Source organism: Marinobacterium sp. xm-d-530, assembly GCF_013283365.1.
Classification (GTDB): Bacteria; Pseudomonadota; Gammaproteobacteria; order Pseudomonadales; family Balneatricaceae; genus Marinobacterium_E.
In genome coordinates this window covers 247,433-272,261 of the sequence record NZ_WBYM01000005.1, presented here as the reverse complement: position 1 = coordinate 272,261, position 24,829 = coordinate 247,433, and the positions used below count along the sequence as shown (strand labels likewise).

The following is a 24,829-nucleotide window of genomic DNA, read 5'->3' as shown; positions in this document are numbered from 1 at the left end:
GAGGTACTAAATGGCAGCCTACGAATACGATGTAGTGGTAATTGGCTCGGGTCCTGCGGGTGAGGGTGCTGCAATGAATGCAGCTAAAAAAGGTCGCCGTGTAGCGGTGATCGAAGAGCAGTCCACAGTCGGCGGTAACTGTACTCATAAAGGTACCATCCCTTCTAAAGCGCTGCGTCACTCCGTTAAACAGATCATCGAGTTCAACACCAACCCAATGTTCCGTGATATCGGTGAACCACGCTGGTTCTCATTTCCTAAAGTGTTAAGTCGTGCCGAGAAGGTGATCTCTAATCAGGTCATGCTACGCACTAACTTCTATGCGCGCAATCGTGTTGATCTCTTCTTTGGTGAAGCCAAGCTGGTTTCAAACAGTGAAGTCAGTATTGTAGGTAATAACGGCAGTGCTGATACGCTCAAAGCGAAAAACATCATCATCGCAACGGGCTCCAGCCCATACTGTCCACCGGATGTTGATTTTAACCACCCACGTATCTACAACTCAGACACTGTGCTTAAACTCTGCCATACACCACGCAATATGGTGATCTACGGTGCCGGTGTTATCGGTTGTGAATACGCCTCTATCTTCAGTGGGTTAGGGGTGAAAGTGGATTTGATCGACAATCGTGATCGTCTTCTATCTTTTCTAGATGGCGAGATCTCTGATGCGTTGAGTTACCACCTACGCAACAACGGCGTCATGATTCGTCACAACGAAGAGTATGACAAGATTGAAGGGACAGAGAACGGTGTCGTAATCACCATGAAGTCTGGTAAGGTCCTTCGTACGGATGCCTTCCTATGGTGTAACGGTCGTACCGGCAATACCGCACAACTTGATCTTGATAAGGTCGGTTTGAAAGCCAACGGTCGCGGACAGTTGGATGTTGATGATCACTACCGTACGGAAGTCGATGGTATCTACGCTGTAGGTGATGTGATCGGCTGGCCTGGCCTGGCATCAGCAGCGCTTGATCAAGGGCGTGCCGCTTCAGAAGATATGTTGGATGCCGATGATTTTCGTTTTGTCAGTGAAGTGCCTTCAGGTATCTATACCATTCCAGAGATCAGCTCGATCGGTAAAACCGAAGAGGAGCTTACCTCGGCAGCGGTACCCTACGAAGTGGGTCAAGCCTTCTTTAAAGATACTGCGCGTGCTCAGATTTCCGGTGAACCCGTTGGTATGCTGAAAATCTTGTTCCACCGTGAATCTCTGGAAATTCTGGGTATCCACTGCTTTGGTGACCAAGCATCCGAGATCATCCACATCGGCCAAGCGATCATGGCACAAGAGGGTGAAGCGAATACTGTGAAGTACTTTGTAAACACCACCTTCAACTACCCAACCATGGCTGAAGCCTACCGTGTTGCTGCTCTTGCGGGCCTAAACCGATTAGAGAGTAAATAAACTATTCTATGGTTGTTAAGAGCGCCTTAGGGCGCTCTTTTTGTTTAAGCCAAAGATCTATAACGGTATAACTAAATTAGCTACAATGGTTCATTACTTCACCGAAGGGGTTTGAACCGTGAGCGAGCTGACACCACTGCATGAGTTAAGGTCTAAAATCGAAGAGATCATCGTCGGCCAAGAGTCTGTGATCGATCGTCTTCTTATTGCGTTACTCAGTGGCGGGCACGTGCTCCTTGAAGGCCCACCGGGTCTAGCTAAGACAACTCTGGTTCATTCTCTCGCCGCGGGAATGAATGCCCGTTTTCAGCGTGTTCAATTTACACCGGATCTTATGCCAGCCGATTTGACTGGCAGTGAAGTGTTCGATGCCAATAGTGGCAGCTTCCGTTTTATCGAAGGACCACTGTTTCATGAGGTGTTACTGGCTGATGAGATCAACCGTGCGCCACCTAAGGTGCAATCTGCACTGTTGGAAGCCATGGCCGAGCATCAAATCACGGTGGCCGGTAAAACCTATCCTCTGCCTCCTGTCTTTATGGTGTTGGCAACTCAAAACCCCCTAGAACAATCGGGTACCTACCCTCTGCCTGAAGCTCAACTGGATCGTTTCCTATTCAAGATCGTATTGGACTACCCAAGCATCGATGAAGAGATCGAGATCACTCGTCGAGCTCGTGCCGCCCAGGAGGGGCATGTCGAGGCCGACATGCAGGCCCTACTGACACCCAGTGAGCTTCTTGCCCTGAGAGAGTCGTTAAACAGTGTCTTTATTGAAGAAAGGGTAGAGCGGTTTGCGATAGAGTTGGTCTCTGCCACTCGTCGATTAAATCAATACATCCCAGAGTGGTGTGGGTATGTGAAAGCGGGTGCGTCGCCCCGCGCGTCGATTGCTCTGCTTCAGGCGGCGACCGCAAGAGCACTACTGAATCAGCGTGATTTTGTGCTTCCTGAGGATATTTATGCGCTTGCCGTTGATGTACTTCGTCATCGCTTGGTACTCAGCTTCTCGGCTAAGGCCGACGGGGTAACTGAAGAGGCAGTGATTCATCGTCTTTTAGAGACGCTCCCCGCGGTTTAACAGGTCTGTTGTGAACAGCTTAGTTGACCAACCACTGCTGACTCCTGATGAGATAGCACAACTGATTGCCTCTGGCGCTGCCTTGGCTTCACAGGTAGTAGGTCAGATTAATCAACGTCTAAACAGTGGTGCTAATAAAGCAGCATTATTAGGCAGTGGTACGGAATTTGATGACCTAAGGGTGTTTCAGTTTGGGGATGACCCTCGAAAGATCGATTGGCGCGCCTCTGCTCGATCTCAAGAGTGGTTAGTTAGATCCTACCGCAGTGAATTTCAGCAACCTCTTCAGTTGGTCGTTGATCGCAACTCAACCATGCGGTTTGGCACAAAGAAGCGTCTGAAAGTCACTCAAGCGGCTAGATTGTCACTCTGGTTAGCAGGTATTTACCATCAGCAAGATTATGCACTGGGTGCGTTTTTATTAGAGCAGAATGCCACTGTGTTTGACTCTAGGGTGGGGGATGACTGGCTCAACCTTCTCTGTGAGGCTTTGGTCTCGCCTGCACCGCCTTCGCAGAATTCAGCGATCAACTGGGATGCTGTTTTAACGCAACTTGTTTCTGATACACCCACCGGTGCTAAAGTCATTTTGATTTCAGATTTTAGATCGTTGAACTCAGATCACCGAGCGCTTTTAACTGAACTATCAGAAAAGAGATCATTGAGCGCGTTCCTCATTTCAGACCCCATGGAGAGAGATCCAAAGGCGCTGTTAGGTCGTGATTTGATCTGGGGTCCTAAGAGGTTCTGTGTCGATGACCAAGAGTCCATCGCTCGTATTCATCAAGCCTACTTGAATCGGTTGTTAGAGATTCAGGATCTAATGTCACAATCAGGCATCCCACTGATTGAGGTCTGTAGTTCGCTCGATCAGTTTACCCTGAGCCTGTTAGGTGGTGAGTATCATGAATGAAGCACCGTTAAGGCTGTTCGATATTTTGCCAATGGTTGACCACTCATCCAATCTGGCACTGACGGCTATACTCTCTCTGACAGTACTATTCACCCTATTTATTGCAATTTGGTACCGCTTTTTTACACCGCTGGCAAAGTTGCAGCGCGCACTATCAAATCAGTCAATGACGCCGCGTCAGGGCTGTCATCAATTAGCGGGAATCATGGTCATTGACACTGCCTTACTACAGGAACTGAACAGGTTGCGGTTTCAACCTGTTGAACCGACACTTGATGAAGTTCAAACATTGATCAAGAGGGCGCGACATGTTCTCTGATTGGGGAATGTTACAACCTCTTTGGTTGTTACTAACGCCTCTGATTTTGATTCTCTTTTGGCGTCGAAGAGACTCTGATGCGCCTTGGCCAGACCTACTGCAAAGAGAGAGAGTTCGTTACCCTCTTTATGGCGAACTGACTAATGAACAGCCGGAAGCATCGCAATACCAGCCTCGTCGTGAACGGCTATTGTTGATGTCGATGACATTATTCGTATTGGCTTTGGCGCAACCCGTTGTCTACCGTGACACCATTGAGCTACCAGATCAGAAAGATCCTGTAGACCTAGTGCTATTGGTGGATACTAACATCACGATGGTGCTGAAAGACTATTTTGACGGTCAACAGTCGATTGAAAGAATGAGCCTTACCAAAGAGCTCTTATCAGAGTTCGTTAATGGCTTTCAGGGTAATCGTATTGGCCTAAGTATTATGGGTAACCCTCCCTATCATTGGTTGCCGTTTACCGATGATCGAGACGCCGTGACACAAGCCATTGCTCGTATTAGGGTGACACTCGGCGGGCGTTTAAGCGACATGTCGGCTTCACTCAAGCTGGTCAGTGACAACTATCCAACGGATCTTAATCCTGTCGTTGTGATGGTGACCGACAGCGGTATGCAGTTGGGTGAAACCTCTCCACAAGCTGCTGCGAAAGCCCTAGCTGATGCCGGCTATACTCTCTATGTCATTGCGATAGGCTCGACTGAGCTCTCTCAGGAACAGAAAGCGCGTGCCGGATTTGTCTATGATCCCGTGGACCTCGCTCTGTTGGATGAAGTGGCTAAAGCGGGCGCCGGCAAGATGTTTCACGCTCTGAACATCGATGCTTTTGAAGAGGCTCTGCAAACCATTTCACGTGAGCAGACGACTCAGAATCGATCGATTAATACATTGCCCTTGGTGGAGCCGCTCTACCCCTGGTTTATTCTGTCTGGACTCACGCTGCTGATACTGATCTTTGTTAGGAGGAGCGTCTGATGGTTTATTGGCGCGAACCTCTTCTGCTATGGCTAATGCTATTGCCATTGGCGATTCTCGTTATCTCTACTGTTAGAGAAAAAAGGAGACTGACACAGCTGGTCGATGATGAGCTGCTCCCTTGGGTTCAGCCACCCAGTCGCTCTGGACAGGAGGGGTTAAAGCCGCTCTTATTGTCATCGGTTTGGGCGCTTTTGATCCTCTCATTAGCGGGACCTAGAACCCCCCAATTCATACCAAATGATCTTACATCAGCGCAGGATCGAGTCATTATCCTGTTGGATTATTCAGACTCCATGCGAGCGATAGATGCGCGAGGTCTTCAGGGTGTGGTGCCTCGCATAACTGCAGCCACCGAGCTGGCAAACTCTTGGCTGGACCCTGATGTACAGATCGTTGAGACAGGTCTATTAGCTTTTTCTGGCAGTGCACACTGGCTATTAAAACCGACCATGGACAGTCATCTAATCCAACATTTTCTAGCTCAAGGTGATGAGTTTTATCTGCCCACTCTTGGGAGTAACCTAGTTGAGGCATTGTCGGCCATTCGGTCTCTGCCAAGGGGGCCTGATACAAAAAGCCATATAGTGCTTTTAACGGATGGAGATGTGGCTCTGGAAAACAGCGAGAGCATAGAGTCCGCTCTAGTATCCCTGCATGCCTCTATGCCGATGACACTGAATCTAATCGGGTTGGGCGGTGGAGAGCCTACTCAAGTACCCGGTCACCCTTCGGCAAACACTCAAATGAACATCACCTTTCTTAAATCGCTGGCGTCACTGCATCCTGATTTTAGCTACAGGACACCGGAATCCTTGTTAGGGCAGCCCTTGCTAAAGTGGCTCAATATTGAGTCTAGGCGTATCACTCCAGAGAACTACGCCCGAGTTGTCTGGTCTGAGTGGTTTTCGATACCGCTATTGATAGCACTTCTGCTCATAGTCGTTCTCATTCATCGTTCACCAACGAGGTGGTCGAATGGTTAGTCTAAAACGAGCTGCGCTATTCGGTTATGGCTTACTTTTGCTGTTAGTGATGCTGACCTATTGGGTGGTTCCGCAGTTTATTGAACCTTCGAAATATGAATCACAGTTTCAGCAAGCAGAAGCCTGCTATCGTCAGCAAGATTGGGAGTGCGCGCAGCTCAATTTTGCGTCGGCTGTCTGGTCCTCTGAATCGAATATTGATCGTGGGATTGCACTGTTTAACCTGGCGAATACTCACTTCTACCGAGGCGAATACACACAAGCTAAGTTGCTCTACCAAGAGGCAGAAGAGTTTGGGGTGGATGCGAAAAAAATAGCGGTGAACCTAGCCTTTGCGCGTTCACTCGAAGCATCAATGAAGCAGCTGTTATTGGATATTCAAAAGAGTGCCGATAAAGCCGATTGGCATAACGCTTCAGGTAACCTACCGATCGACCTTTTGGATCAGGTGGCCGAAGGTGTCTACCTTGGTGTCAGTCAGGAGCTTCCGGAAAATATACTTAACCTATCGGCCGATCAGGTCAAACCCCTGTTAATGGCCTCCATCGATCAGCATTTAGGCAGGCAGAGCGAGCTGGAGTACCAGCCACGCTGGATCAGAACTGAATCGACCGACTCCGGAACGACTGCAGAGTTATTGAGTCGTGTGATGCGCCTTGAGTTAGATTTACCTAATAGCATCGATCCAACTCCTATCAAAGTGGAGGGGGAACGGCCGTGGTAAAACTGTTATTGATGCTCGTCTTCAGCATCGGGCAGCTTCATGCGGCCAACTTGTCTATCCTGCCTGAAAAAGATCAGATCGAGCAGGGCCGCTCTGTGATAGTCAATATCCTCTATGTTGGCCCCACCTCGCCAGATGAGTTGAATGTTAAGCGTTGGCAAACTCAGGTGTTTACAGAAAAAGGTTATCGTAAAGAGAGAGAATTGCCCGATGGGCAGGTAGAAGTAAAGCAGCGCCTTACACTCTTTCCAAGACAATCAGGTCTGCTAACCTTGGGCCCCCTAGCATTGGGTGGGGCTAAATCGCAGCGTTTTAATCTGATGGTGACACCTGCGGTGGTTAATAATGTAGACATTACACCTATCTGGGACACACTGCCGGAACAGATCTGGCAAGGCGAATCCATTGAGAGTTGTGTGAGTATGCCGTTATCTGAGCAACGCAACCGTATTAAGATTGAGTCGCTGGAAATTCCGGGAATCTCTGCAGTGCAGACACTATCCAGAACAGGTTTATTTGAGGAGCAGCTCATCGCAAAACGGTGTTGGCGCTTCTCTGCCCAACAGTCTGGAAATTACCTCATTGAGTTACCACCCATTATCCAACGAGGGCGTGGCCGGTGGACTTTCTATCTACCAGCTCAGGTTATTGAAGTCTTACCTCTGCCAAGCTATCTGCCAAACAGCATCAGTATCGGCAAGCCGAATATTGAGGTACAGCAGGGTGAGCTTGGTTGGCGAATCAGTGTCCAGGTGGTTGCAGGGTCTTCGGCGCAAACCTTATGGGGTGTAAGAAGTGCGCTAGCCAGAGCGATGGCTATTTCTACAGATCAAATCATAGATTCTGAGGGTGAATTTTTTGTCCCCTATAAGCGCTGGTCGTTTGGCCAGATTGTCACAGTAAAACTCCCTTTCTTTAATACACTAACGGGGCGATTAGACACAGTTGATCTGCTGCTTAAAGCGCCCTGGAAATTGCCAATGACCGCCATTGTGCTCTTATCGATAATCGCTGTCGCTATCCTCATTAAAGTGACTCTTTTAGCGGGAGCATTTAGGCAAAGAAGAGCAAGAGTACAGGCGTTTAAACGTGCGATCTACTCAGCAACGACGGCTGATCAGCTTAGATCACTCGTGTTAGCGAGTGGTTGTGCTGGGGCAGAGGGTAGCGAGCGTTATAAAACCCTACAACACTGGGCCGATGCGCAAGGTGATCAAGAGGCGACTTGGCTAGCTCACAGCATTAACCAATTGGCTTTTTCTAAAAGCGATCAAGCGCCTCTTGAAGAGATAAAACGAGCATTGATCAATCGATTAACTCTTTAGGTTTACCAATTGATCGCTCTTTTTAGAGTTCGCCTTTGATGACAATGTCATCTTTAGACACAGAAGCAATGTCACGATGTCCCATAAAGGCCATGGTCAATTCTGCCTCTTCATGGAAAATCTCTAACATCCTTGTCACACCCGCTTTACCCATAGCACCAAGGCCATAGACCATAGGACGGCCGACCAACACGCCTTTAGCACCCAGTGCGCGAGCACGAATCACATCTTGGCCAGAGCGGATGCCACCATCCATCCAGACCTCGATCTGATCACCAACAGCATCAACAATCTCTGGGAGAACACTGATCGATGAGCGAGCACCATCTAACTGACGGCCACCGTGGTTTGAGACGACAATGGCGTCGGCACCTAGCTCGATACATTTCTTCGCATCCTCAGCTTCTAGAATGCCTTTGATGATCAAAGGGCCATCCCAAAGTTCACGGAAGAACTTCAAGTCGTCCCAATCTAGGTTGGGATCAAAGGATCCAGCGGTCCATTTCATTAGATCGTTCATGTCATCAACGCCGGTCGCACAGCCTTGGATGTTGCCAAACTCACGATTTTTAGTCCCCAACATGCCGAATGCCCAGCGTGGACGACGTGAAATATCTAAAATGTTAGGGATAGTCAGGCGGGGAGGTGCGGTCATACCGTTGCGGTGGTCTGCGTGGCGCTTACCTATCATCTGCAGATCCAGTGTAACAACCAGAGCGGAGCAGCCTGCAGCTTTGGCACGTTCGATCAGCTTCTTAGTGAATTCACGATCTTTCTGAACGTAGAGCTGGAACCAGAAAGGTTTGGTGGTTGCTTCGGCTACCTTCTCAATGGAACAGATACTCATGGTAGACAGAGTAAAAGGAACGCCAAAGGCCTCTGCAGCTTGCGCTGCTTTGATCTCACCATCGGCGTGTTGCATACCCAAAAGACCAACAGGTGCCATGGCTACCGGCATGGTGACGTCCTGTCCTACCATTTGAGTCGCTAAGGTCCGGGGTGCAAGATCGCGCGCCACGCGCTGACGAAACAGAATCTTGTTAAAGTCAGAGTCATTCATTGCCAGCGTCTGTTGCGTCCATGATCCAGACTCACAGTAGCCTTGGAACATTTTAGGGACACGTTTGTGGTAAAGACGACGTAGGTCAGATAGTTCGCAAATGATACTCATTGATGGGCTCCTTAACTTTTTTTGCACTCTATCCTGTTGCAGCGTACTCTTGCAGAAAATAAACACCACTTGTCAGACCAGTTATGTCGATCACTTCTTCTCTGTTATCGCTATTGATGGATACCACTCGAGCAGGCGAAACCCTTCCGTCTGAGTCAAGGTTGGCCGCTCACTTTTCAGTATCACGAAGTGCGATCAGGGAGGCTATGTCAGAGTTGCTTGCCGCCGGTCTGCTCATTAAACAGCAGGGACGTCTTACTCGTCTGGTTAACCCCTTAGAGAGTGTGGTTCTTAATTTACCGGTGAAAGCGGAGCCGACATTGAATGACGTTAGGGATGTGCTTGAGTTAAGAGCTTTTATTGAATCTGTGGCCGCTGGATGTTGTGCTGAAAACGCTTCGAAAAAGCAGATTGCAATCATTCGATCTGAGTTCGAGAAGATGCAGCTGCGGAGTCAAAAGAACACGACATTGATTCGTGCAAAAGCGGATCTTCAGTTTCATATGCTGATCGCTAAATACAGCCACAACCTCGTAGTCGCTAGTTTAAGCGAGCTCTTCTACAACCGTTATTTTTCTTCTATTTACAAGGCCTTAGATCTAACACTTAAACGATATGGGCGATATCCTGAGAGGATTAATCCACAGCATCAGCAGATATTCTCGGCTCTTGAACAAGGGGATCGGTTAGCCGCGCAGGAGGCGGCAAGAGAGCATGTGCTTTACACACGCTCTTTGTTAGCGTTCGCCCGTCAATAGACAATTCTTTTATTCCATACTGTTAAGCTTTCTTGTGAACTTTATGAACAAAATGCTGTTTATAGAATTAATAATCCTTATCGCCACAAGCTTTTTCTTAAGAGTTGATTTTTTTAAATTCCCGTTAACTGTTCATCAAACTGCGATGTCAGTGTTCATAACAAGGAGAAGAAAATGAAACTAGCAAAAATTAAATTTCTAGCAGCAGGCGTTGCAATGAGCGTTGCCTCTTCTGCTATGGCGGCCGAGTGTATTGCACCTGCTAACCCAGGCGGTGGTTGGGACTTCACTTGTCGTCAAATCGGCAAAATCATGCATGACATCGGTGCAGTTAAAGATCCCGTTCAAGTCACTAACATGGCGGGTGCAGGCGGTGGTCTAGCCTACGCGCACGTGGTTAACGAGCGTAACGACGACGGTGATCTTATTGTTGCTGCTTCAACAGCTACAGCAACGCGTCTAGCTCAAAACGCTTACTCAGGTATGACGTCTGATCAGGTTCGCTTCCTAGGTGCTATCGGTGCTGACCCTGGTGTTATCGTGGTTGCTAAAGACTCGCCATACCAGACTCTGAATGAGCTTCTTGATGATGTCATTGCGAACCCAGGTAAGCACGCCTTTGCCGGTGGATCAGCTGCAGGTGGTTACGATCACCTTAAAGTCCTAATGGCGCTGAAACGTAAAGGCTTCACGGATATCCGTAAGGTTAAGTACATCGCAGTTGATGGTGACGCGGATGCGATCACTCAGACAGTTGGTGGCTTTACGTCAGCAATGACAGGTGACATCTCAGGTGTTGTAAGCTTCATCAAAAACGGCGACGTTCGCGTACTGGCTTCATTCACTGACGAGCGTATCGAAATTCCAGGTCTAGATGCTGTGATTCCAACGGCTAAAGAGCAGGGTATCGATGTTGTCGCGGTTAACTGGCGTGGTCTGTACACTCCAAAAGGTGCGTCTGAAGCTTCTTACAAGCAGTGGTCTGATGCGCTAGCTCAGGTTGCAGCCTCTAAAGAGTGGGCGGACGCTATGGAAGCAAACGGTCTTGTTAAGTTCACGAAAGTGGGCCCAGACTTCCAGAACTACCTAAACGGTGTGATGCAGGAAGTACAAGATATGTCTAAAGAGCTTGGTGTAATCAAGTAATGACAGATCGCATAACGGGGTTGATCGTCGTTGTGCTGGCGCTCGCGTATTTCGCGGGCGCCACTCAACTGCAAGAGCCTTTTTTCTCTGATCCTCTCGGCCCAAAAGCCTTCCCGATGATGATTGCGTCGGTAGCGGTAATCTGTGGTCTTGTGATGATCATGAAACCGGATCAAGAGCCAGAGTGGCCAGGTTTAACAACCTTTATGCACATTGGCTTTGCAGTTGTAGCGCTGGTTTTCTATGCCTACACACTTAAACCGCTGGGTTTCTTAGTTTCAACCGCGATAGCCGGTACCGCTGTATCCTATCTGATTGAAGCTAGAGCAAAAAATGCTGTGGTGACTGGAGTGCTTTTCTCAGGAGCGCTGTTCCTGATCTTTAAGTTCATCTTCGGTTTAAGTCTTTTCGCGCTACCGCGCTGGTTGATGGGGTAGGGTATGGATATCTTTGCAAATTTGGCCATTGGTTTTGATGTGGCGCTCTCGCCATTTACCCTGGCCCTTGCTATAGCAGGCTGTATCCTTGGAACGATGATCGGCTCTCTGCCGGGTCTAGGTCCATCGAACGGTGTTGCGATACTAATTCCTTTAACATTCTCATTTGGTCTAGATGCAACTCAGGCACTGGTGTTAATGACGAGTGTTTACTACGGCGCCATGTACGGCGGTCGTATCTCTTCGATTCTTCTGAATATCCCGGGTGATGAGCCGGCTATGATGACCTGTCTTGATGGGTATCCAATGGCCAAAGCAGGTCGCGCCGGAGATGCGTTGGTACTCTCAGGTGTCGCTTCGTTTGTCGGTGCACTGTTGGCGACCATTGGTTTAATGCTGCTTGCGCCGTTGTTGGCTCGTGTGGCTTACCAGTTCGGCCCGGCCGAGTACTTTGCGCTCTACATGCTGGCCTTTGCCACCTTAGGTGGTATCGGTTCTAACAACCAGGCTAAGGCAGCATTAGCCGTCTGTATCGGTCTGGGAATCGCGACTATTGGTGTGGATGCTTCAACGGGTATGACTCGCTTTACCGGCGATAACATGCACCTGTTTGATGGTATCGACTTCTTGGTAGCCATCGTTGGTCTTTTTGCGGTCTCTGAAGTACTGGTGTTTATTGAGTCACACGGTAAAGACTCTGCCATAGGCGTGAAACTAGAGAAAGTACGTATCCCTTGGGCAGACATTGCTCGCACTAAATGGACCATGCTAAAAGCGACTGTGATCGGTTTTATTGCAGGTCTATTGCCGGGTGCAGGTGCTTCGTTGGGTAGTTTCTTGGCGTACATGCAAGAGAAGTCATCGGTACGTGACAACTCGCAGTTCGGTAAAGGTGATCCACGTGGTATCGCTGCACCAGAGGCGGGTAACAATGCGGCGGCAGGGGGTGCGTTAGTACCTATGTTGACGCTAGGTGTTCCGGGTTCAGGTACAACAGCCGTTCTGCTAGCACTGTTGATGACGTTGAATATCACCCCAGGTCCCACGTTGTTTAACGATCGACCTGAGGTGGTTTGGGGTTTGATCGCCTCACTACTGATTGCCAACGTTGTACTGTTGGTGCTTAACGTCCCAATGGTGAAGATGTTCAGCCGAGTGCTACAGGTATCCCCTGCGATTCTGCTGCCAGGTGTGACCCTGGTTGCCTTTGTCGGTATCTACTCACTGACCGGTAGCTACTTCGATCTACTATTGATGATTGGCTTTGGTGTGCTGGGTTACCTGCTTCGCAAGATGGACATTCCTTCAGTACCGGTGATTCTGGGTATCCTGTTGGGTGGTCACATGGAAGTGAACCTGCGCCGTGCGATGGTGCTTTCTGATGGTGACTGGACCTATCTGTTCAGCAGTAACATCTCAGTCGGTCTATGGATTGCTGCTGTTCTTGGCTTCCTAGCGCCGTTCATCTTCCGTGGCAAATTGAAACCACCTACGCAGAGTAGCTAACCACGACAGGTTGGTAGATGCTCTAATAAAAAACGCTGATAAGACTCAGCGTTTTTTTGTTTATAGCCCTTTGTAGCGCCGTTCAGGTCGGCCGACCGTGCCATAGTTAATATCGGCATTGAGTCGCTCTTGTCCCACTAGATATTCCAAATAGCGTCTCGCGGTGGTGCGGCTAGAGCCAATGCGCTCGCCTACCTGTTCTGCACTTAAAGAGTCATGACTCTCCCTGAACACCGCAACGATTTTATCCAGTGTAATCTGGTCGATCCCCTTGGGTAGAGCTTCAAGTTTAAGGCTGCTGTTTTTGCTCTCTCTGTGACGCGAGAGCAGTTGATCAACATCTTGCTGAGACAGCTCGTTAGCTTGATTGGTAAGGGTGGTTTTATGTGATCTGTACTGGTTTAAGGCGCCAGAGAGTCGATCAAAAACTAAGGGTTTCAGAACATAGTCAAACACACCCAGGCGCAGAGCCTCGGATAGGCTATCGACCTCTTTAGCGGCTGTAATCATGATGACGTCGGTTTGTGAGTCCCCTGAACGCAGGGTTTTAAGAAGATCTAAACCGCTTCCGTCAGGGAAGTGGATGTCTAACAGCACAAGATCCGGCTGGAAAACGTCGAGCATATCTTGTGCGTCTCGGGTTGAGTGGCTAATGCCTATGACGTCACAGCCATCGATGCGCTCCACAAAACGTCGTTGAATTTCAGCAATCTGTGGATCATCTTCAGCGATCAGTATTTTCAATGTATCAGACATCCTTGCCACTCCTTGGTAGATAGAGGGTAAAACGGCTTCCGCCTGAGTGTGAGGCCTCAACAGTAATGTGGCCACCTAGGGCCTCTATGGTCTCTTGCACTAAAAATAGTCCTATGCCGCGACCTTCGCCTTTGCTGCTGACGCCTGAGGTAAATAGGTTGTTGATCTTGTTGGGATCAATACCCTCACCGTCATCTTCGACCTCAATAATGATATCCGAGCCCATATCGGTCATTGATAGACGTACCTCTTCGGAGTGGGCCGAAAGTGAGGCATCAAAAGCGTTATCAATGAGGTTGCCGATTAACGTCACCATCTGCTGTGATTCAATATGAGACGGAAGTTGGTGAAGCTGTGAACCCTCATCAATCTCAAGTGTCAGTCCTAGTTCATTCGCGCGATTGAATTTTCCGAGTATACAGCCTGCTACGACCGGATCTGCCACCGACTCTTTTAGCCAGGTTAATAGCTCCTGGTGCTCCTTAGTCTCCTGCCCAATAAGATCGAGCGCTTCCTGCTTGGCATCTAAGCTGATAAGACCTGCAATGGTGTGCAGTTTATTGGCGTATTCATGTGCTTGTGAACGAAGTGCTTCAGCATACTGGCGAATGCGGGTTAGCTTTCGGCTCACCTCCGTCAACTCATCTTTTGGGCGGAAGCTGGCAACCACACCCACCACCTGGTCCTCTTTAACTATGGGTAATCGGTTAATGATCAGCTGTCGGCCGTTGACGAGAGTCTCTCGGTCGTACTCGGCTTCACCGGTCTCAAGCAGCATGGGCATTCTTGAATCGGGAAGCACCTCACTGAGTGGGCGTCCTGAAACATCTTGATCATCAATCCCCAGTGTTCTCAAGGCTGCTCGGTTAAAGGTGGTGATTTCACCTTTTGAGTTAATGGAGATGATCCCTTCTCGAACCGACTCTAGCGTGGCGTTTCGCTCTAGGAATAGGGCAGCGATCTCGTGAGGTTCAAGGTCAAAAATGGCAGACCTAAAACGGCGTGCAATCCACATGGCCAACATAATCGATACCAAGAGTAGGGCAAAGGTGCCTACGATGACGGTGCCTTGATAGTTAAAGATGGTCTGGTCGATGGTTTTGGTTAAATAACCGACCGAAACCACGCCGACGATCTTACCCTGATCATCCAGCACCGGTGTCTTGCCTCGGATTGACTCCCCAAGGCTGCCAACGGCTTTAGAGATGTAGCTCTCACCGAGTTCCAGTGCGCGATAGTTATCACCACCCACCATCGGTTTGCCGATGCGTTCTGGTTTTGGGTGAACGAGACGTATGCCGTCAATGTCGCCAATAGAGATGAAACTGGCGTCGGTTGCTAATCTGAGGTCCGCTACAATGGCTTGGACAGCGTCACTATCACTGCGACTGACAGCGTCGCGAATAGAGGGGGTTTGAGAGATCATTGACGAGAGCTGCAGGGCGCGTTGACCGATCTGATCTTCGAGTGAATCCGCTAGATATCTTAGGGTGAAAATTCCCAACACAATCGCCTGCGTCAGGATCAATAGACTGACCAGTAGTGTTAAGCGGGTGCTGATTTTAAGGCGAGGTGCTTTCATCCCTGTACTCTTATCATTTTTGTTGTCGCAATGATGCCACGATGCTTGATAAAAATCAGTCACTTCGTGGCTAACCATTGGGTTTTAAGCCGGATCAGGGTGGAGACTGGTTGGTTAGATCTGTATAATACTGCCCTTCAATTGAAACGCGCTTCGACTGAGTCGTTCGCACATAACTTACGTGGCCTGTCGTATGGGTCACCACTGAGCACTAGGATCTATAAATGCCTGTTATTACTCTTCCTGATTCAAGTAAACGTGAATTCGATCAGCCACTGTCTGTTTTTGATCTGGCGTCTGATATCGGCCCAGGTCTAGCGAAAGCTACCCTTGCCGGTCGAGTGAATGGTGAATTGGTTGATACCTCTTTTGTCATCGAGGCGGATGCAGACGTCTCTCTTATCACGGCGCGCGATGAAGAGGGTGTCGATATCATTCGTCACTCAACTGCGCACTTGATGGCGATGGCTGTTCAAGATCTTTTCCCTGGTGCTCAAGTGACGATCGGTCCAACGATCGATGACGGTTTCTACTACGATTTTGCTTATGAGCGTCCATTTACGCCAGAAGATCTAGAGAAGATCGAGAAGCGCATGGCGGAACTGGCTAAGTCGAACCTTCCTGTTGAGCGCTCAGTTATGAGTCGTTCAGACGCAGTGAAAATGTTCGAAGCGATGGGCGAGAAGTACAAGGTCGAGATCATTGAATCGATTCCTGGTGAAGAGGATCTTTCGTTCTACAAGCAGGGTGATTTCATCGATCTATGTCGTGGCCCTCACGTGCCTAATACGGGCCACCTAAAAGTTTTCAAACTGATGAAAGTGGCTGGCGCTTACTGGCGCGGTGACGTTAAAAACGAGCAGCTAACTCGTATCTACGGCACAGCTTGGGGTGACAAGAAAGACCTTAAAGCCTACTTGCACCGCCTTGAAGAGGCAGAGAAGCGTGACCACCGTAAACTCGGTAAGCAGTTGAATCTGTTCCATCTTCAGGAAGAAGCACCAGGTATGGTGTTTTGGCATCCGAATGGCTGGACTCTTTGGCAGGCAGTGGAACAGTACATGCGTGAACAGCAGCGCAAACGTGGCTACCAAGAGATCAAGACACCGCAGGTGGTTGAACGTACTCTGTGGGAAAAATCAGGTCACTGGGATAAGTTCCAAGAGCAGATGTTCACGACCCACTCTGAGAGCCGTGACTTTGCCGTTAAGCCGATGAACTGCCCATGTCACATTCAAGTATTCAACCAGGGATTGCGTTCATACCGTGACCTACCTTTGCGTATGGCTGAATTTGGCTCGTGTCACCGCAATGAGCCATCTGGTGCACTGCACGGTATCATGCGTGTTCGTGGCTTCGTTCAAGATGATGGTCACACTTTCTGTGCTGAGGACTCTATTCAATCTGAGGTGGCTGAATTCATCGACTTCCTACATGAGGTCTACACTGATTTCGGATTCAGCGACATTATTTACAAACTCTCTACTCGTCCTGAGCAGCGTGTCGGTTCTGATGAAGTTTGGGATAAAGCTGAAAAGGCGTTGGCTGATGCTTTGGACGCAGCGGGTCTGAATTGGGAAGAACTGCCTGGTGAAGGTGCCTTCTACGGTCCTAAGATTGAATTCTCACTACGTGACTGTCTGGGTCGTGTTTGGCAGTGTGGAACGATTCAGGTCGACTTCTCGATGCCGGGTCGACTCGATGCTCAGTTTGTTAACGAGAAGGGCGATCGTGAAACACCGGTTATGTTGCACCGTGCGATTCTAGGTTCGTTTGAGCGATTTATCGGTATTTTGATTGAGCACTACGCGGGGGCGCTGCCGACTTGGTTGTCTCCAGTGCAGGTTGCCGTCATGAATATCACGGATAAACAGTCAGATTTTGTCAATGAAGTGGTATCTAAGCTGCAAAATAGCGGTATTAGAGCAATTTCGGACTTGAGAAATGAGAAGATCGGCTTTAAAATCCGCGAGCGCACTCTACAGAAAATCCCTTATCTTCTAGTAATCGGCGATAAAGAAGTTGAATCTGGCAGCGTTGCTGTACGCACACGCACAGGTGAAGATATGGGTGTATTTAGTGTTGAAGACTTTGCTAACTTGTTGATTCAAGAGAATAATCGCAAAGGTCGCAGCGAATAAAAACGCTTTAGGAGAAACTAGCTATCAAGCGTGATAACAAGCGCGGTCAAAAGAATTTGCCGCCAATTAATGAAAATATTCGAGCTCGTGAGTGTCGTTTAATCGGCGCTGACGGAGAGCAGGTTGGTGTTGTAAGCCTTAATGAAGCGCTTCGTGCGGCTGAAGAGGCAGGATTGGATCTAGTACAGATCTCCGATTCCGACCCAATCGTCTGTAAGGTGATGGACTACGGTAAACACCTTTACGACCAGAAAAAACGTGCAAATGAGGCTAAGAAGAAACAGACTCAGATGCAGGTTAAAGAGATTAAGTTCCGTCCAGGGACTGATGTGGGGGATTATCAGGTAAAACTACGCAACCTGATACGTTTCCTAGAAGGTGGAGATAAGACCAAGATTACGATTCGCTTCCGCGGTCGTGAGATGGCGCACCAGGAGCTCGGAATGGAGCTTCTTAATCGAGTTGAAACGGATTTGGCAGACTACGGTACTGTTGAAGCTCGTCCTAAACTTGAAGGTCGTCAGATGGTCATGGTCATAGCTCCTAAGAAAAAGTAGTTGGTTCCAAACTAAGACCTGCCGTGCCATCCAGTATGGTGTTGCAGGTTTTGTTCGTTCCAACAGATAACTAACGAATGCGTGGAGAAAGTAAATGCCAAAGATTAAATCTGTCCGCGGTGCGGCAAAGCGTTTCAAGAAGACTGCTAATGGCTTCAAGCACAAGCAAGCCTTCAAAAGTCACATTCTGACCAAGAAGACTACTAAGCGTAAGCGTCAGCTACGCCCAATGCTTCAGGTACATGCAGCTGACCAGGCTCTGGTTAAGCGCATGCTTCCATACATTTAATTGGTTACGAATAGGATTAAGAAGGAGTTACCATGCCTCGCGTAAAACGTGGTGTACAAGCTCGTGCACGTCATAAAAAAGTATTGAAACAGGCTAAAGGTTACTACGGCGCTCGTAGTCGTGTATTCCGCGTAGCCAAACAAGCTGTCATCAAAGCGGGTCAGTACGCTTACCGTGACCGCCGTCAGCGCAAACGTCAGTTCCGTGCTCTGTGGATTGCTCGTATTAACGCAGCAGCTCGCATCAATGGTTTGTCGTACAGCCGTCTGATCGCTGGCCTTAAAAAGGCTAACGTTGAGATCGACCGTAAGGTACTGGCTGATCTGGCAGTGCATCAGCAAACAGCGTTTACCGCTGTTGTTGAAAAAGCAAAAGCAGCACTAGCCTAAGACAATCGTCACCCTAGGGTGATGAATTGATCGACTCAGATAGGGGAAGGGTGCTCGCTCTTCCCCTATTTTTGTATTTGGACCCAGAGAGTGGAGCCGTAAATGGAAAATCTTGACGCCCTGTTGGCGGAAGGAAAAGCCGCTGCTGAAGCAGCGAGCGATGTAAAAACTTTAGACGAAGTTCGTGTTCAGTACCTAGGTAAGAAGGGGCACCTTACCCAGCTATTGAAAGGGCTTGGTAAACTATCTAACGAAGAGCGTCCTGCTGCAGGTGCACGCATCAACGTGGCCAAAGAGGCGCTGTCCGATGTGCTGAATGCGCGTAAGAGCCTACTCGAAAATGCTGCACTTGAAGCGAAGTTGGCTGCAGAGAAGGTGGATGTCACGCTTCCTGGTCGTCAGCCAGAGTTGGGTGGCCTGCACCCAGTGACAAAAACGATGGATCGTATTGAAGCTTTCTTCAGTCGCATCGGTTACTCGGTAGAAGAGGGGCCTGAGATCGAAGATGATTACCACAACTTCGAAGCGCTCAACATTCCATCGCACCACCCAGCGCGTGCGATGCACGATACCTTCTATTTTGACGCTCACCGTCTGTTAAGAACCCACACTTCTCCAGTACAGGTTCGTACGATGGAGGCGCAGAAGCCGCCTATTCGTATTATCTGTCCAGGTCGTGTCTACCGTTGTGACTATGACCAGACCCACTCACCAATGTTCCATCAGGTTGAAGGTTTGATCATCGATAAGAACATCAGCTTTGCAGATCTTAAAGGTACGCTTGAGCAGTTCTTACGTGAGTTCTTTGAAGAGGATGTGCGTGTGCGCTTCCGTCCTTCCTACTTCCCATTTACTGAGCCTTCTATTGAAGTCGATATCGATCGCGGTGATGGTAAATGGCTAGAAGTACTAGGCTGCGGCATGGTTCATCCAAAAGTACTTGAGATGTCGGGTATCGACTCTGAAGAGTACACCGGATTTGCCTTTGGTATGGGGGTAGAGCGTTTCGCAATGCTGCGTTATGGCGTTGACGATCTACGACTATTCTTTGAAAACGATCTGCGCTTCCTAAGCCAGTTCAACTAATTCAGCCGATAGCAGACGAGAGTATTTAACTATGAAATTCAGTGAACAGTGGTTACGTGAACTGGTTCAGCCTGCCATCGATACGCAGGGTTTAGCGGATCAACTCAGCCTTGCGGGTTTAGAAGTTGATGAGATTGAGTCGGTTGCCAAAGAGTTTTCCGGTGTGGTTGTGGGTGAAGTTCTGAGTGCCGAGCAGCACCCAGATGCCGATAAACTGCGCGTATGTCAGGTAAGTGACGGTAGTGAGACCTTCCAAGTGGTGTGTGGTGCCCCCAACGCCCGTGCTGGAATCAAGACCGCTTTTGCAACGGTCGGTGCCGTTCTACCGGGTAACTTTAAGATTAAAAAAGCCAAGCTACGTGGTGTTGAATCCATGGGTATGCTCTGTGCTGAAGATGAGCTAGGCCTATCGGATGATCATGGCGGCATCATGGAGCTTCCAGCCGATGCTCCAGTCGGTCAGAGTGTCCGTGACTACCTTAATCTTGAAGATATGATTATCGATGTCGATTTGACGCCTAACCGTGGTGACTGCCTAGGTATGGTCGGTATGGCTCGTGAAGTGGGTGTATTGAATAAAGCCGCTGTGGCTGAGATCGATTGCTCTGCTGTTGCAGCAACCATTGGTGATACCGTTTCGATCGAGTTAGAAGCCGCTTCAGCTTGCCCTCGCTACTTGGGTCGTGTCATTCGTGGCATCGATATCAATGCACAGACGCCACGTTGGATGGTTGAGCGTTTAGAACGTTCTGGCGTTCGCTCTATCGATCCTGTTGTCGATGTTACCAACTATGTGTTGCTTGAGTTAGGGCAGCCAATGCACGCTTTTGATCTGAATAAGATTGAAGGTGGTATTCGTGTTCGCATGGCCGAGCAGGGCGAAGCGCTAACACTGCTTGATGGCAGTGAGATTAAGCTGAACGCTGATACGCTAGTGATTGCCGATCACAATAAAGCAATTGCGATGGCGGGCATCATGGGGGGCGGTAACTCTGAAGTCTCTGAAGAGAGTAAAGATATTCTGCTTGAGTGTGCCTACTTTGACCCTATCGCGATTGCAGGTCGCGCACGAAACTATGGTCTGCATACGGATGCATCCCACCGTTACGAACGTGGTGTTGATTGGCAGTTACAGGCGCGTGCTATTGAGCGTGCGACAGCCTTGCTGATTGATATTGTCGGTGGTGAGGTTGGTCCGGTTATCCAGGCTGTATCTGAAACGAACTTGCCGAAGCCGGTCGCACTTGAACTGCGTCACCAGCGTGTCACTGATATGTTGGCACTTGAAATTCCAGCGGCAGAGATCGAAGAGATCCTAACGCGTCTAGGTCTTCAGTTGCGTGCTAATGGCGATGGCTCATGGATGGTTGCGGTTCCTAGCTACCGTTTTGATATCAGCATCGAAGTTGATCTGATTGAAGAGATTGCACGCGTTTACGGCTACAACAATCTGCCGTCTAACACACCCCGTGCCGAGCTTCCTCTGCCCTCAATCAAAGAGTCGAAACTAACGGCAAGCACCCTGCGTCGTCATTTGGTCTCTCGTGGATACCAAGAGGCGATTACCTACAGCTTCATCGAAGCGGGTCTAGCAAAACAGTTTGACGATCAGAATGAAGCGGTAGCGCTTGCTAACCCTATCTCTGCTGAAATGGCGGTTATGCGTACCACTATCTGGCCAGGTCTCTCTAAAGCAGTTGCTTATAACCAAGCGCGTCAACAGAGTCGAGTGCGTCTGTTCGAGATTGGTCAGTGTTTTATTGCCAATGGTGATGAGCTTGAACAAGAGAACAGCCTAGCGGGTATTATTTCGGGTAACCGTTCACCCGAGTCATGGATGGGTAAGAGTGACAAGGTCGATTTCTTTGATATCAAAGGTGATCTGGAATCCTTGTTTTCTTTGGGTGGCGATGCGAGCCAGTTTAAGCTGGTTGCCGATACTCACCATGCCCTTCACCCAGGTCAGTCAGCTCGCATTGAGAAAGCGGGCGTGACAGTGGGTTGGGTTGGTGCGATGCACCCAAGCTTACAGAAGAGCTTAGATCTTGCAGGTCCAGTCTATCTATTCGAGATGAAGCTATCATCTCTGTTGGAAGGGCGTCTACCTCGTTTTGCATCCCTCTCTAAATTCCCAGAGTCACGTCGTGATTTAGCGATGGTGATCGGTGCAGAGGTGAGCTTTGACTCGGTTCGTTCTATTGCGCAGTCAGAGGGCGGTGAATTCCTAAAAGAGGTCATCCTATTTGACGTATATACCGGCCAAGGTATTGAAGATGGACAAAAAAGTCTTGCTCTTGGCTTGACCTGGCAGCACCCATCGCGCACTCTTAACGAAGAAGAGATCAATGCATCAGTGCAAGCGGTCGTTGAAAAACTGACCTCTGATCTAGGTGCAGTATTGCGAGATTAAGCCTAATAAAGGGGTTTGGTATGAGTGCGTTAACCAAAGCGGATATGGCAGAGCGTCTTTTTGAAGAACTCGGTCTAAACAAACGCGAAGCGAAAGAGATGGTTGAATCGATGTTCGATGAGATCAAAGAGAGTCTTTCGCATAACGAGCATGTCAAACTCTCGGGTTTTGGTAATTTTGATCTACGCGATAAGCGACAGCGTCCTGGACGTAACCCTAAGACGGGTGAAGAGGTGCCTATCTCTGCCCGTCGAGTGGTAACCTTCCGTCCGGGGCAAAAGCTTAAAGAGCGAGTAGAGCTGCATTCAGCTAAGCAACAATAATGTCGAGCGATCTTCCTACCATCCCAACCAAGCGTTACTTTACGATTGGTGAAGTCAGCAAGTTGTGTGATCTAAAGCCTCATGTGCTTCGCTACTGGGAGCAAGAGTTCGAACAAATTGAGCCGGTTAAACGCAGTAATCGCCGCTACTATCAGCACCAAGACATTCTTCTGATTCGTGAAATCAAGGGCCTTCTCTACGAACAAGGCCTTACTATTGCTGGAGCAAAACAGTATCTGACAGCAGGTAATACACACGATGATCAAGGGCGGTATAAGCAGTTGATTCGCCAATCGATTACCGAGCTGGAAGATATTCTTAAATCGATGAGAATTAACGCCAACTAGGCTTTAAACCCGAAAGCGCATCCTGTAACATGCGCGCCAAGTTTCCGGAATGTAGCGCAGCCTGGTAGCGCACCTGCATGGGGTGCAGGGGGTCGGAGGTTCGAATCCTCTCATTCCGACCATACAAACACAAAGGGCCACCCGTTAGGGTGGCCCTTTGTGTTTCTGGTGACTGGCTTTAGCCTGTCATCCGCTGTTGGCTTAAATGGACCCTCTGGAAAACGCTCATAAAGCCGATGACAGACTGAAGTCAGTCACGTCGCAGGCGATCAAAGCGCGGCCCCGAAGGGGCGAAATACAGGGATCTGTTTCGTAATCCTCTCATCTCAAATTCGCGACTTTTCGCTGTGCTCAAAATCGCTCCAACAGGAATAAAGTCACCCGTTAGGGTGGCCCTTTTTGTTTTCCGGTGACTGGCTTTAGCCTGTCATCCGCTGTCCGGTTAATTGGGTTGTCTGGAAAACGCTCATAGAGCCGATGACAGACTGAAGTCAGTCACGGGGGCTGCGAGACAGGGTGATGAGTTGTTCTTCTAGTATCCCTCTAATCTCAGGGGCTATATCTTCAATCAAGCGCCTATTAATCTCAATTGCTAGCCATTTGGAAGATCCCTCCTTGAAGGCGGTCTCAAAGTGTTCAGACGCTTTATTGACGTCTTTAGCAACGACTCTTCCAGTGAGGTAGTAGTAGCCTAGATTCCAGTGCGCGAAGGCGTGTTTTTTGGAAGCTGCGCCTTGGTATAGCTTAAACGCTCTCTCCCAATCGATCTCGGTACCTTCCCCGTTTTCGACCATCTGCGCTAAGTTGAACTGTGCGTTGGGTCCGCCTTTTTCAGCGGCTTGTGAAATGAGCTGATAGGCCAGTGCTGTCTGTTTCGGTACGCCAGGGTGTCCCTCCCGGTACATCTTTCCCAATCGAAAGGTTGCACCATTAAAGCCGGCCTCCGAGGCGCGTTTGAAATAGGATTCAGCCTTAACAGGATCTTGTTCCAGCCCTTTACCAAACAGATACATATAACCAAACAGAAAATTGCCTCTGGGGTCTTCATTGAGCTGAATATCACGAGCACCGGCGATAGCTTCTGAATACTGTTCACTGAACAGTGCTTGCCAGGTCTCCCTGAAACTGGCGGCTTGAAGAGGAGTGGTGAGAAGCAGAAATGCAACAGCGATCAGTTTCATCATTAGCTTAGCTCCCAGAACGCTTCAATCAATGGGTTTTTTAAGCTACGTGTTAGTGTAAATAGTCCGATCTCATAGGGTTTTAGAGCGGGTTGTACATCCAGTATTCTGATTCGCTCGACCAGTGGACTGTTATCCAAAACAATTTTGGGCACGACACCAATGCCGAACCCCAAGCTCACCATGCTGACGATCGCCTCGTTACCTGCAACCTGAGCATAGATATTGGGTGTGATGCCTTGCTCGTTTAACCAGTCGTCGACCCGACTTCGAGCAACACCCGCTTCAGAGAGAATCATAGGGGTGCTCTGCCAATCCTCAACGCTTTGTGGTGAGCTGTTGGGTAAGTTGGGTTGTGCCTCTGCCGGTGCAATAAATACTAAGGGAGATTGGGTAATCGGTTTAAATGAGAGGCTTTTGCTCAGGTTGTCGGGTTGAGCGGCAATGGTGATCTCCTCTATACCCTCTTGGATACGTGCAATGGCGCGATCAGGGTCCCCTGTATGAAGCTTAATCTCGATATGCGGATGTACTTGGCGAAAGCGGTTTAACAATTCGTACAGGAAGCTGTAACTAGCTGTTACCGAGCAGTAGATACTGATCTCACCGCTGAGCTGTCCTGTTTTGTCCGTCAATTCGCTGCGAATAATATTCCACTGACTGTAAGTTTCGCGGGCGTACTGTAGAAAGCGTTGCCCCTCTTGGGTAAGAACTACAGTCCGATTATCACGTTTGAACAGTTCTACGCCCAGCTCCTCTTCGAGTTGGCGAATGTTTCGAGAGAGGGCTGATAGACTGACATGGCACTCTTCACTGGCCCGTCCAAAGTGCAGAGTGTCGGCCAATGCTAAAAACTGTTTCAGATTCTTTAAATTCATGGGGGTAGTCTATCTAAATTGTCTATTGTTGCGCAAATCGGGATGTTGTGTTGCAAATATATCAATTTAAGAAACTATTGGTTTTGCTTATAATCTGCCCACTTTGATTAGAACTCTAGTCAGTTGTCCGT

General features: G+C 48.9%; 25 protein-coding genes and 1 tRNA gene. 21 read left to right on the top strand and 5 right to left on the bottom strand.

From position 1 onward, the window contains the following. Positions 1–10 precede the first annotated feature (10 nt). The 8 genes from sthA (at position 11) to XMD530_RS10230 (ending at position 7,741) form a co-directional block, all read left to right on the top strand. The gene (gene sthA, locus XMD530_RS10265) at positions 11–1,411 is read left to right on the top strand and encodes a Si-specific NAD(P)(+) transhydrogenase (RefSeq protein ID WP_173482071.1); all 1,401 of its coding nucleotides are present in this window, start codon (positions 11–13) and stop codon (positions 1,409–1,411) included. Positions 1,412–1,529: 118 nt separating this feature from the next. Further along, a complete protein-coding gene (locus XMD530_RS10260; RefSeq protein WP_173482070.1) occupies positions 1,530–2,492 on the top strand; it encodes a MoxR family ATPase in 963 nt (320 codons plus the stop codon). 10 nt (positions 2,493–2,502) lie between these two features. Next, entirely contained in the window at positions 2,503–3,405 is a 903-nt protein-coding gene (locus tag XMD530_RS10255; RefSeq protein ID WP_173482069.1) for a DUF58 domain-containing protein, read from the top strand. Further along, positions 3,398–3,724 carry a hypothetical protein gene (locus tag XMD530_RS10250; protein ID WP_173483491.1) on the top strand — a complete coding sequence of 109 codons (327 nt, stop codon included), beginning with the start codon at positions 3,398–3,400 and terminating at the stop codon, positions 3,722–3,724. The genes XMD530_RS10255 and XMD530_RS10250 overlap by 8 nt, the downstream gene beginning before the upstream one ends. After that, entirely contained in the window at positions 3,714–4,706 is a 993-nt protein-coding gene (locus XMD530_RS10245) for a VWA domain-containing protein (protein WP_173483492.1), read from the top strand. Before XMD530_RS10250 ends, XMD530_RS10245 begins: the two co-directional genes overlap by 11 nt. Next, entirely contained in the window at positions 4,706–5,692 is a 987-nt protein-coding gene (locus tag XMD530_RS10240) for a VWA domain-containing protein (RefSeq protein WP_173482066.1), read from the top strand. Before XMD530_RS10245 ends, XMD530_RS10240 begins: the two co-directional genes overlap by 1 nt. Continuing rightward, complete coding sequence (locus tag XMD530_RS10235; RefSeq protein ID WP_173482065.1) at positions 5,685–6,416, top strand: hypothetical protein; 732 nt, start codon at positions 5,685–5,687, stop codon at positions 6,414–6,416. The genes XMD530_RS10240 and XMD530_RS10235 overlap by 8 nt, the downstream gene beginning before the upstream one ends. Continuing rightward, positions 6,410–7,741 (top strand): hypothetical protein, encoded by a 1,332-nt coding sequence (locus tag XMD530_RS10230; protein ID WP_173482064.1) that lies wholly within the window; start codon positions 6,410–6,412, stop codon positions 7,739–7,741. The genes XMD530_RS10235 and XMD530_RS10230 overlap by 7 nt, the downstream gene beginning before the upstream one ends. A 22-nt stretch (positions 7,742–7,763) precedes the next feature. Here XMD530_RS10230 and XMD530_RS10225 read toward each other — a convergent pair whose 3' ends face one another. Then, entirely contained in the window at positions 7,764–8,912 is a 1,149-nt protein-coding gene (locus tag XMD530_RS10225) for an alpha-hydroxy acid oxidase (protein WP_173483496.1), read from the bottom strand. 83 nt (positions 8,913–8,995) lie between these two features. On the opposite strand from XMD530_RS10225, the gene XMD530_RS10220 reads away from it, so the two are divergent. From XMD530_RS10220 to XMD530_RS10205, 4 genes are all read left to right on the top strand, one after another. Next, the gene (locus tag XMD530_RS10220; protein ID WP_173483497.1) at positions 8,996–9,670 is read left to right on the top strand and encodes a FadR/GntR family transcriptional regulator; all 675 of its coding nucleotides are present in this window, start codon (positions 8,996–8,998) and stop codon (positions 9,668–9,670) included. Between the two features lie 174 nt (positions 9,671–9,844). After that, complete coding sequence (locus XMD530_RS10215; RefSeq protein ID WP_217363566.1) at positions 9,845–10,816, top strand: tripartite tricarboxylate transporter substrate binding protein; 972 nt, start codon at positions 9,845–9,847, stop codon at positions 10,814–10,816. Then, positions 10,816–11,253 carry a tripartite tricarboxylate transporter TctB family protein gene (locus XMD530_RS10210; RefSeq protein ID WP_173482061.1) on the top strand — a complete coding sequence of 146 codons (438 nt, stop codon included), beginning with the start codon at positions 10,816–10,818 and terminating at the stop codon, positions 11,251–11,253. The genes XMD530_RS10215 and XMD530_RS10210 overlap by 1 nt, the downstream gene beginning before the upstream one ends. Positions 11,254–11,256: 3 nt before the next feature. After that, a complete protein-coding gene (locus XMD530_RS10205; RefSeq protein ID WP_173482060.1) occupies positions 11,257–12,759 on the top strand; it encodes a tripartite tricarboxylate transporter permease in 1,503 nt (500 codons plus the stop codon). 60 nt (positions 12,760–12,819) lie between these two features. Here the strand turns inward: XMD530_RS10205 and XMD530_RS10200 are convergent, their stop codons facing one another. Both XMD530_RS10200 and XMD530_RS10195 read right to left on the bottom strand, forming a co-directional pair. Further along, positions 12,820–13,515, bottom strand: a complete 696-nt coding sequence (locus tag XMD530_RS10200) for a response regulator (RefSeq protein ID WP_173507115.1) — start codon at positions 13,513–13,515, stop codon at positions 12,820–12,822. Then, positions 13,508–15,097 (bottom strand): sensor histidine kinase, encoded by a 1,590-nt coding sequence (locus XMD530_RS10195; RefSeq protein WP_173483498.1) that lies wholly within the window; start codon positions 15,095–15,097, stop codon positions 13,508–13,510. The genes XMD530_RS10200 and XMD530_RS10195 overlap by 8 nt, the downstream gene beginning before the upstream one ends. 224 nt (positions 15,098–15,321) lie before the next feature. On the opposite strand from XMD530_RS10195, the gene thrS reads away from it, so the two are divergent. The 9 genes from thrS to XMD530_RS10150 all read left to right on the top strand — a co-directional run bounded on the left by thrS (position 15,322) and on the right by XMD530_RS10150 (position 22,761). Further along, positions 15,322–17,238, top strand: a complete 1,917-nt coding sequence (gene thrS / locus XMD530_RS10190) for a threonine--tRNA ligase (protein WP_173482057.1) — start codon at positions 15,322–15,324, stop codon at positions 17,236–17,238. 56 nt (positions 17,239–17,294) lie between these two features. Then, positions 17,295–17,795 carry a translation initiation factor IF-3 gene (gene infC / locus XMD530_RS10185; protein WP_173482056.1) on the top strand — a complete coding sequence of 167 codons (501 nt, stop codon included), beginning with the start codon at positions 17,295–17,297 and terminating at the stop codon, positions 17,793–17,795. A 94-nt stretch (positions 17,796–17,889) separates the two neighbouring features. Next, positions 17,890–18,084: a 50S ribosomal protein L35 gene (gene rpmI / locus XMD530_RS10180; RefSeq protein ID WP_173482055.1), complete on the top strand. Its 195-nt coding sequence runs from the start codon at positions 17,890–17,892 to the stop codon at positions 18,082–18,084. Positions 18,085–18,116: 32 nt separating this feature from the next. Then, complete coding sequence (rplT, locus tag XMD530_RS10175; protein ID WP_173482054.1) at positions 18,117–18,473, top strand: 50S ribosomal protein L20; 357 nt, start codon at positions 18,117–18,119, stop codon at positions 18,471–18,473. 102 nt (positions 18,474–18,575) lie between these two features. Next, the gene (pheS, locus tag XMD530_RS10170) at positions 18,576–19,559 is read left to right on the top strand and encodes a phenylalanine--tRNA ligase subunit alpha (protein WP_173483500.1); all 984 of its coding nucleotides are present in this window, start codon (positions 18,576–18,578) and stop codon (positions 19,557–19,559) included. 31 nt (positions 19,560–19,590) lie between these two features. Continuing rightward, positions 19,591–21,969 (top strand): phenylalanine--tRNA ligase subunit beta, encoded by a 2,379-nt coding sequence (gene pheT / locus XMD530_RS10165; RefSeq protein ID WP_173495471.1) that lies wholly within the window; start codon positions 19,591–19,593, stop codon positions 21,967–21,969. Between the two features lie 20 nt (positions 21,970–21,989). Further along, complete coding sequence (gene ihfA, locus XMD530_RS10160) at positions 21,990–22,292, top strand: integration host factor subunit alpha (RefSeq protein ID WP_173482051.1); 303 nt, start codon at positions 21,990–21,992, stop codon at positions 22,290–22,292. Next, on the top strand, positions 22,292–22,639 hold the full coding sequence (locus XMD530_RS10155) for a MerR family transcriptional regulator (protein ID WP_173482050.1): 348 nt from the start codon (positions 22,292–22,294) through the stop codon (positions 22,637–22,639). The genes ihfA and XMD530_RS10155 overlap by 1 nt, the downstream gene beginning before the upstream one ends. 45 nt (positions 22,640–22,684) lie before the next feature. Next, positions 22,685–22,761, top strand: a tRNA-Pro gene (locus XMD530_RS10150). 369 nt (positions 22,762–23,130) lie between these two features. Here the strand turns inward: XMD530_RS10150 and XMD530_RS10145 are convergent. Together XMD530_RS10145 and ilvY are read right to left on the bottom strand one after the other, a co-directional pair. Then, a complete protein-coding gene (locus XMD530_RS10145; RefSeq protein ID WP_173489163.1) occupies positions 23,131–23,823 on the bottom strand; it encodes a tetratricopeptide repeat protein in 693 nt (230 codons plus the stop codon). Further along, on the bottom strand, positions 23,823–24,698 hold the full coding sequence (ilvY, locus tag XMD530_RS10140; RefSeq protein ID WP_173481120.1) for an HTH-type transcriptional activator IlvY: 876 nt from the start codon (positions 24,696–24,698) through the stop codon (positions 23,823–23,825). The genes XMD530_RS10145 and ilvY overlap by 1 nt, the downstream gene beginning before the upstream one ends. Positions 24,699–24,829: the final 131 nt, after the last annotated feature.

Bases quoted from the DNA above. Each gene is read 5' to 3' on its own strand.
- sthA (WP_173482071.1), top strand. From the start codon at position 11: ATGGCAGCCTACGAATACGATGTAGTGGTAATTGGCTCGGGTCCTGCG.
- XMD530_RS10250 (WP_173483491.1), top strand. From the start codon at position 3,398: ATGAATGAAGCACCGTTAAGGCTGTTCGATATTTTGCCAATGGTTGAC.
- XMD530_RS10245 (WP_173483492.1), top strand. From the start codon at position 3,714: ATGTTCTCTGATTGGGGAATGTTACAACCTCTTTGGTTGTTACTAACG.
- XMD530_RS10240 (WP_173482066.1), top strand. From the start codon at position 4,706: ATGGTTTATTGGCGCGAACCTCTTCTGCTATGGCTAATGCTATTGCCA.
- XMD530_RS10235 (WP_173482065.1), top strand. From the start codon at position 5,685: ATGGTTAGTCTAAAACGAGCTGCGCTATTCGGTTATGGCTTACTTTTG.
- XMD530_RS10225 (WP_173483496.1), bottom strand. From the start codon at position 8,912: ATGAGTATCATTTGCGAACTATCTGACCTACGTCGTCTTTACCACAAA.
- XMD530_RS10220 (WP_173483497.1), top strand. From the start codon at position 8,996: ATGTCGATCACTTCTTCTCTGTTATCGCTATTGATGGATACCACTCGA.
- XMD530_RS10215 (WP_217363566.1), top strand. From the start codon at position 9,845: ATGAAACTAGCAAAAATTAAATTTCTAGCAGCAGGCGTTGCAATGAGC.
- XMD530_RS10210 (WP_173482061.1), top strand. From the start codon at position 10,816: ATGACAGATCGCATAACGGGGTTGATCGTCGTTGTGCTGGCGCTCGCG.
- XMD530_RS10205 (WP_173482060.1), top strand. From the start codon at position 11,257: ATGGATATCTTTGCAAATTTGGCCATTGGTTTTGATGTGGCGCTCTCG.
- XMD530_RS10200 (WP_173507115.1), bottom strand. From the start codon at position 13,515: ATGTCTGATACATTGAAAATACTGATCGCTGAAGATGATCCACAGATT.
- XMD530_RS10195 (WP_173483498.1), bottom strand. From the start codon at position 15,097: ATGAAAGCACCTCGCCTTAAAATCAGCACCCGCTTAACACTACTGGTC.
- thrS (WP_173482057.1), top strand. From the start codon at position 15,322: ATGCCTGTTATTACTCTTCCTGATTCAAGTAAACGTGAATTCGATCAG.
- rpmI (WP_173482055.1), top strand. From the start codon at position 17,890: ATGCCAAAGATTAAATCTGTCCGCGGTGCGGCAAAGCGTTTCAAGAAG.
- rplT (WP_173482054.1), top strand. From the start codon at position 18,117: ATGCCTCGCGTAAAACGTGGTGTACAAGCTCGTGCACGTCATAAAAAA.
- pheS (WP_173483500.1), top strand. From the start codon at position 18,576: ATGGAAAATCTTGACGCCCTGTTGGCGGAAGGAAAAGCCGCTGCTGAA.
- pheT (WP_173495471.1), top strand. From the start codon at position 19,591: ATGAAATTCAGTGAACAGTGGTTACGTGAACTGGTTCAGCCTGCCATC.
- ihfA (WP_173482051.1), top strand. From the start codon at position 21,990: ATGAGTGCGTTAACCAAAGCGGATATGGCAGAGCGTCTTTTTGAAGAA.
- XMD530_RS10155 (WP_173482050.1), top strand. From the start codon at position 22,292: ATGTCGAGCGATCTTCCTACCATCCCAACCAAGCGTTACTTTACGATT.
- XMD530_RS10145 (WP_173489163.1), bottom strand. From the start codon at position 23,823: ATGATGAAACTGATCGCTGTTGCATTTCTGCTTCTCACCACTCCTCTT.
- ilvY (WP_173481120.1), bottom strand. From the start codon at position 24,698: ATGAATTTAAAGAATCTGAAACAGTTTTTAGCATTGGCCGACACTCTG.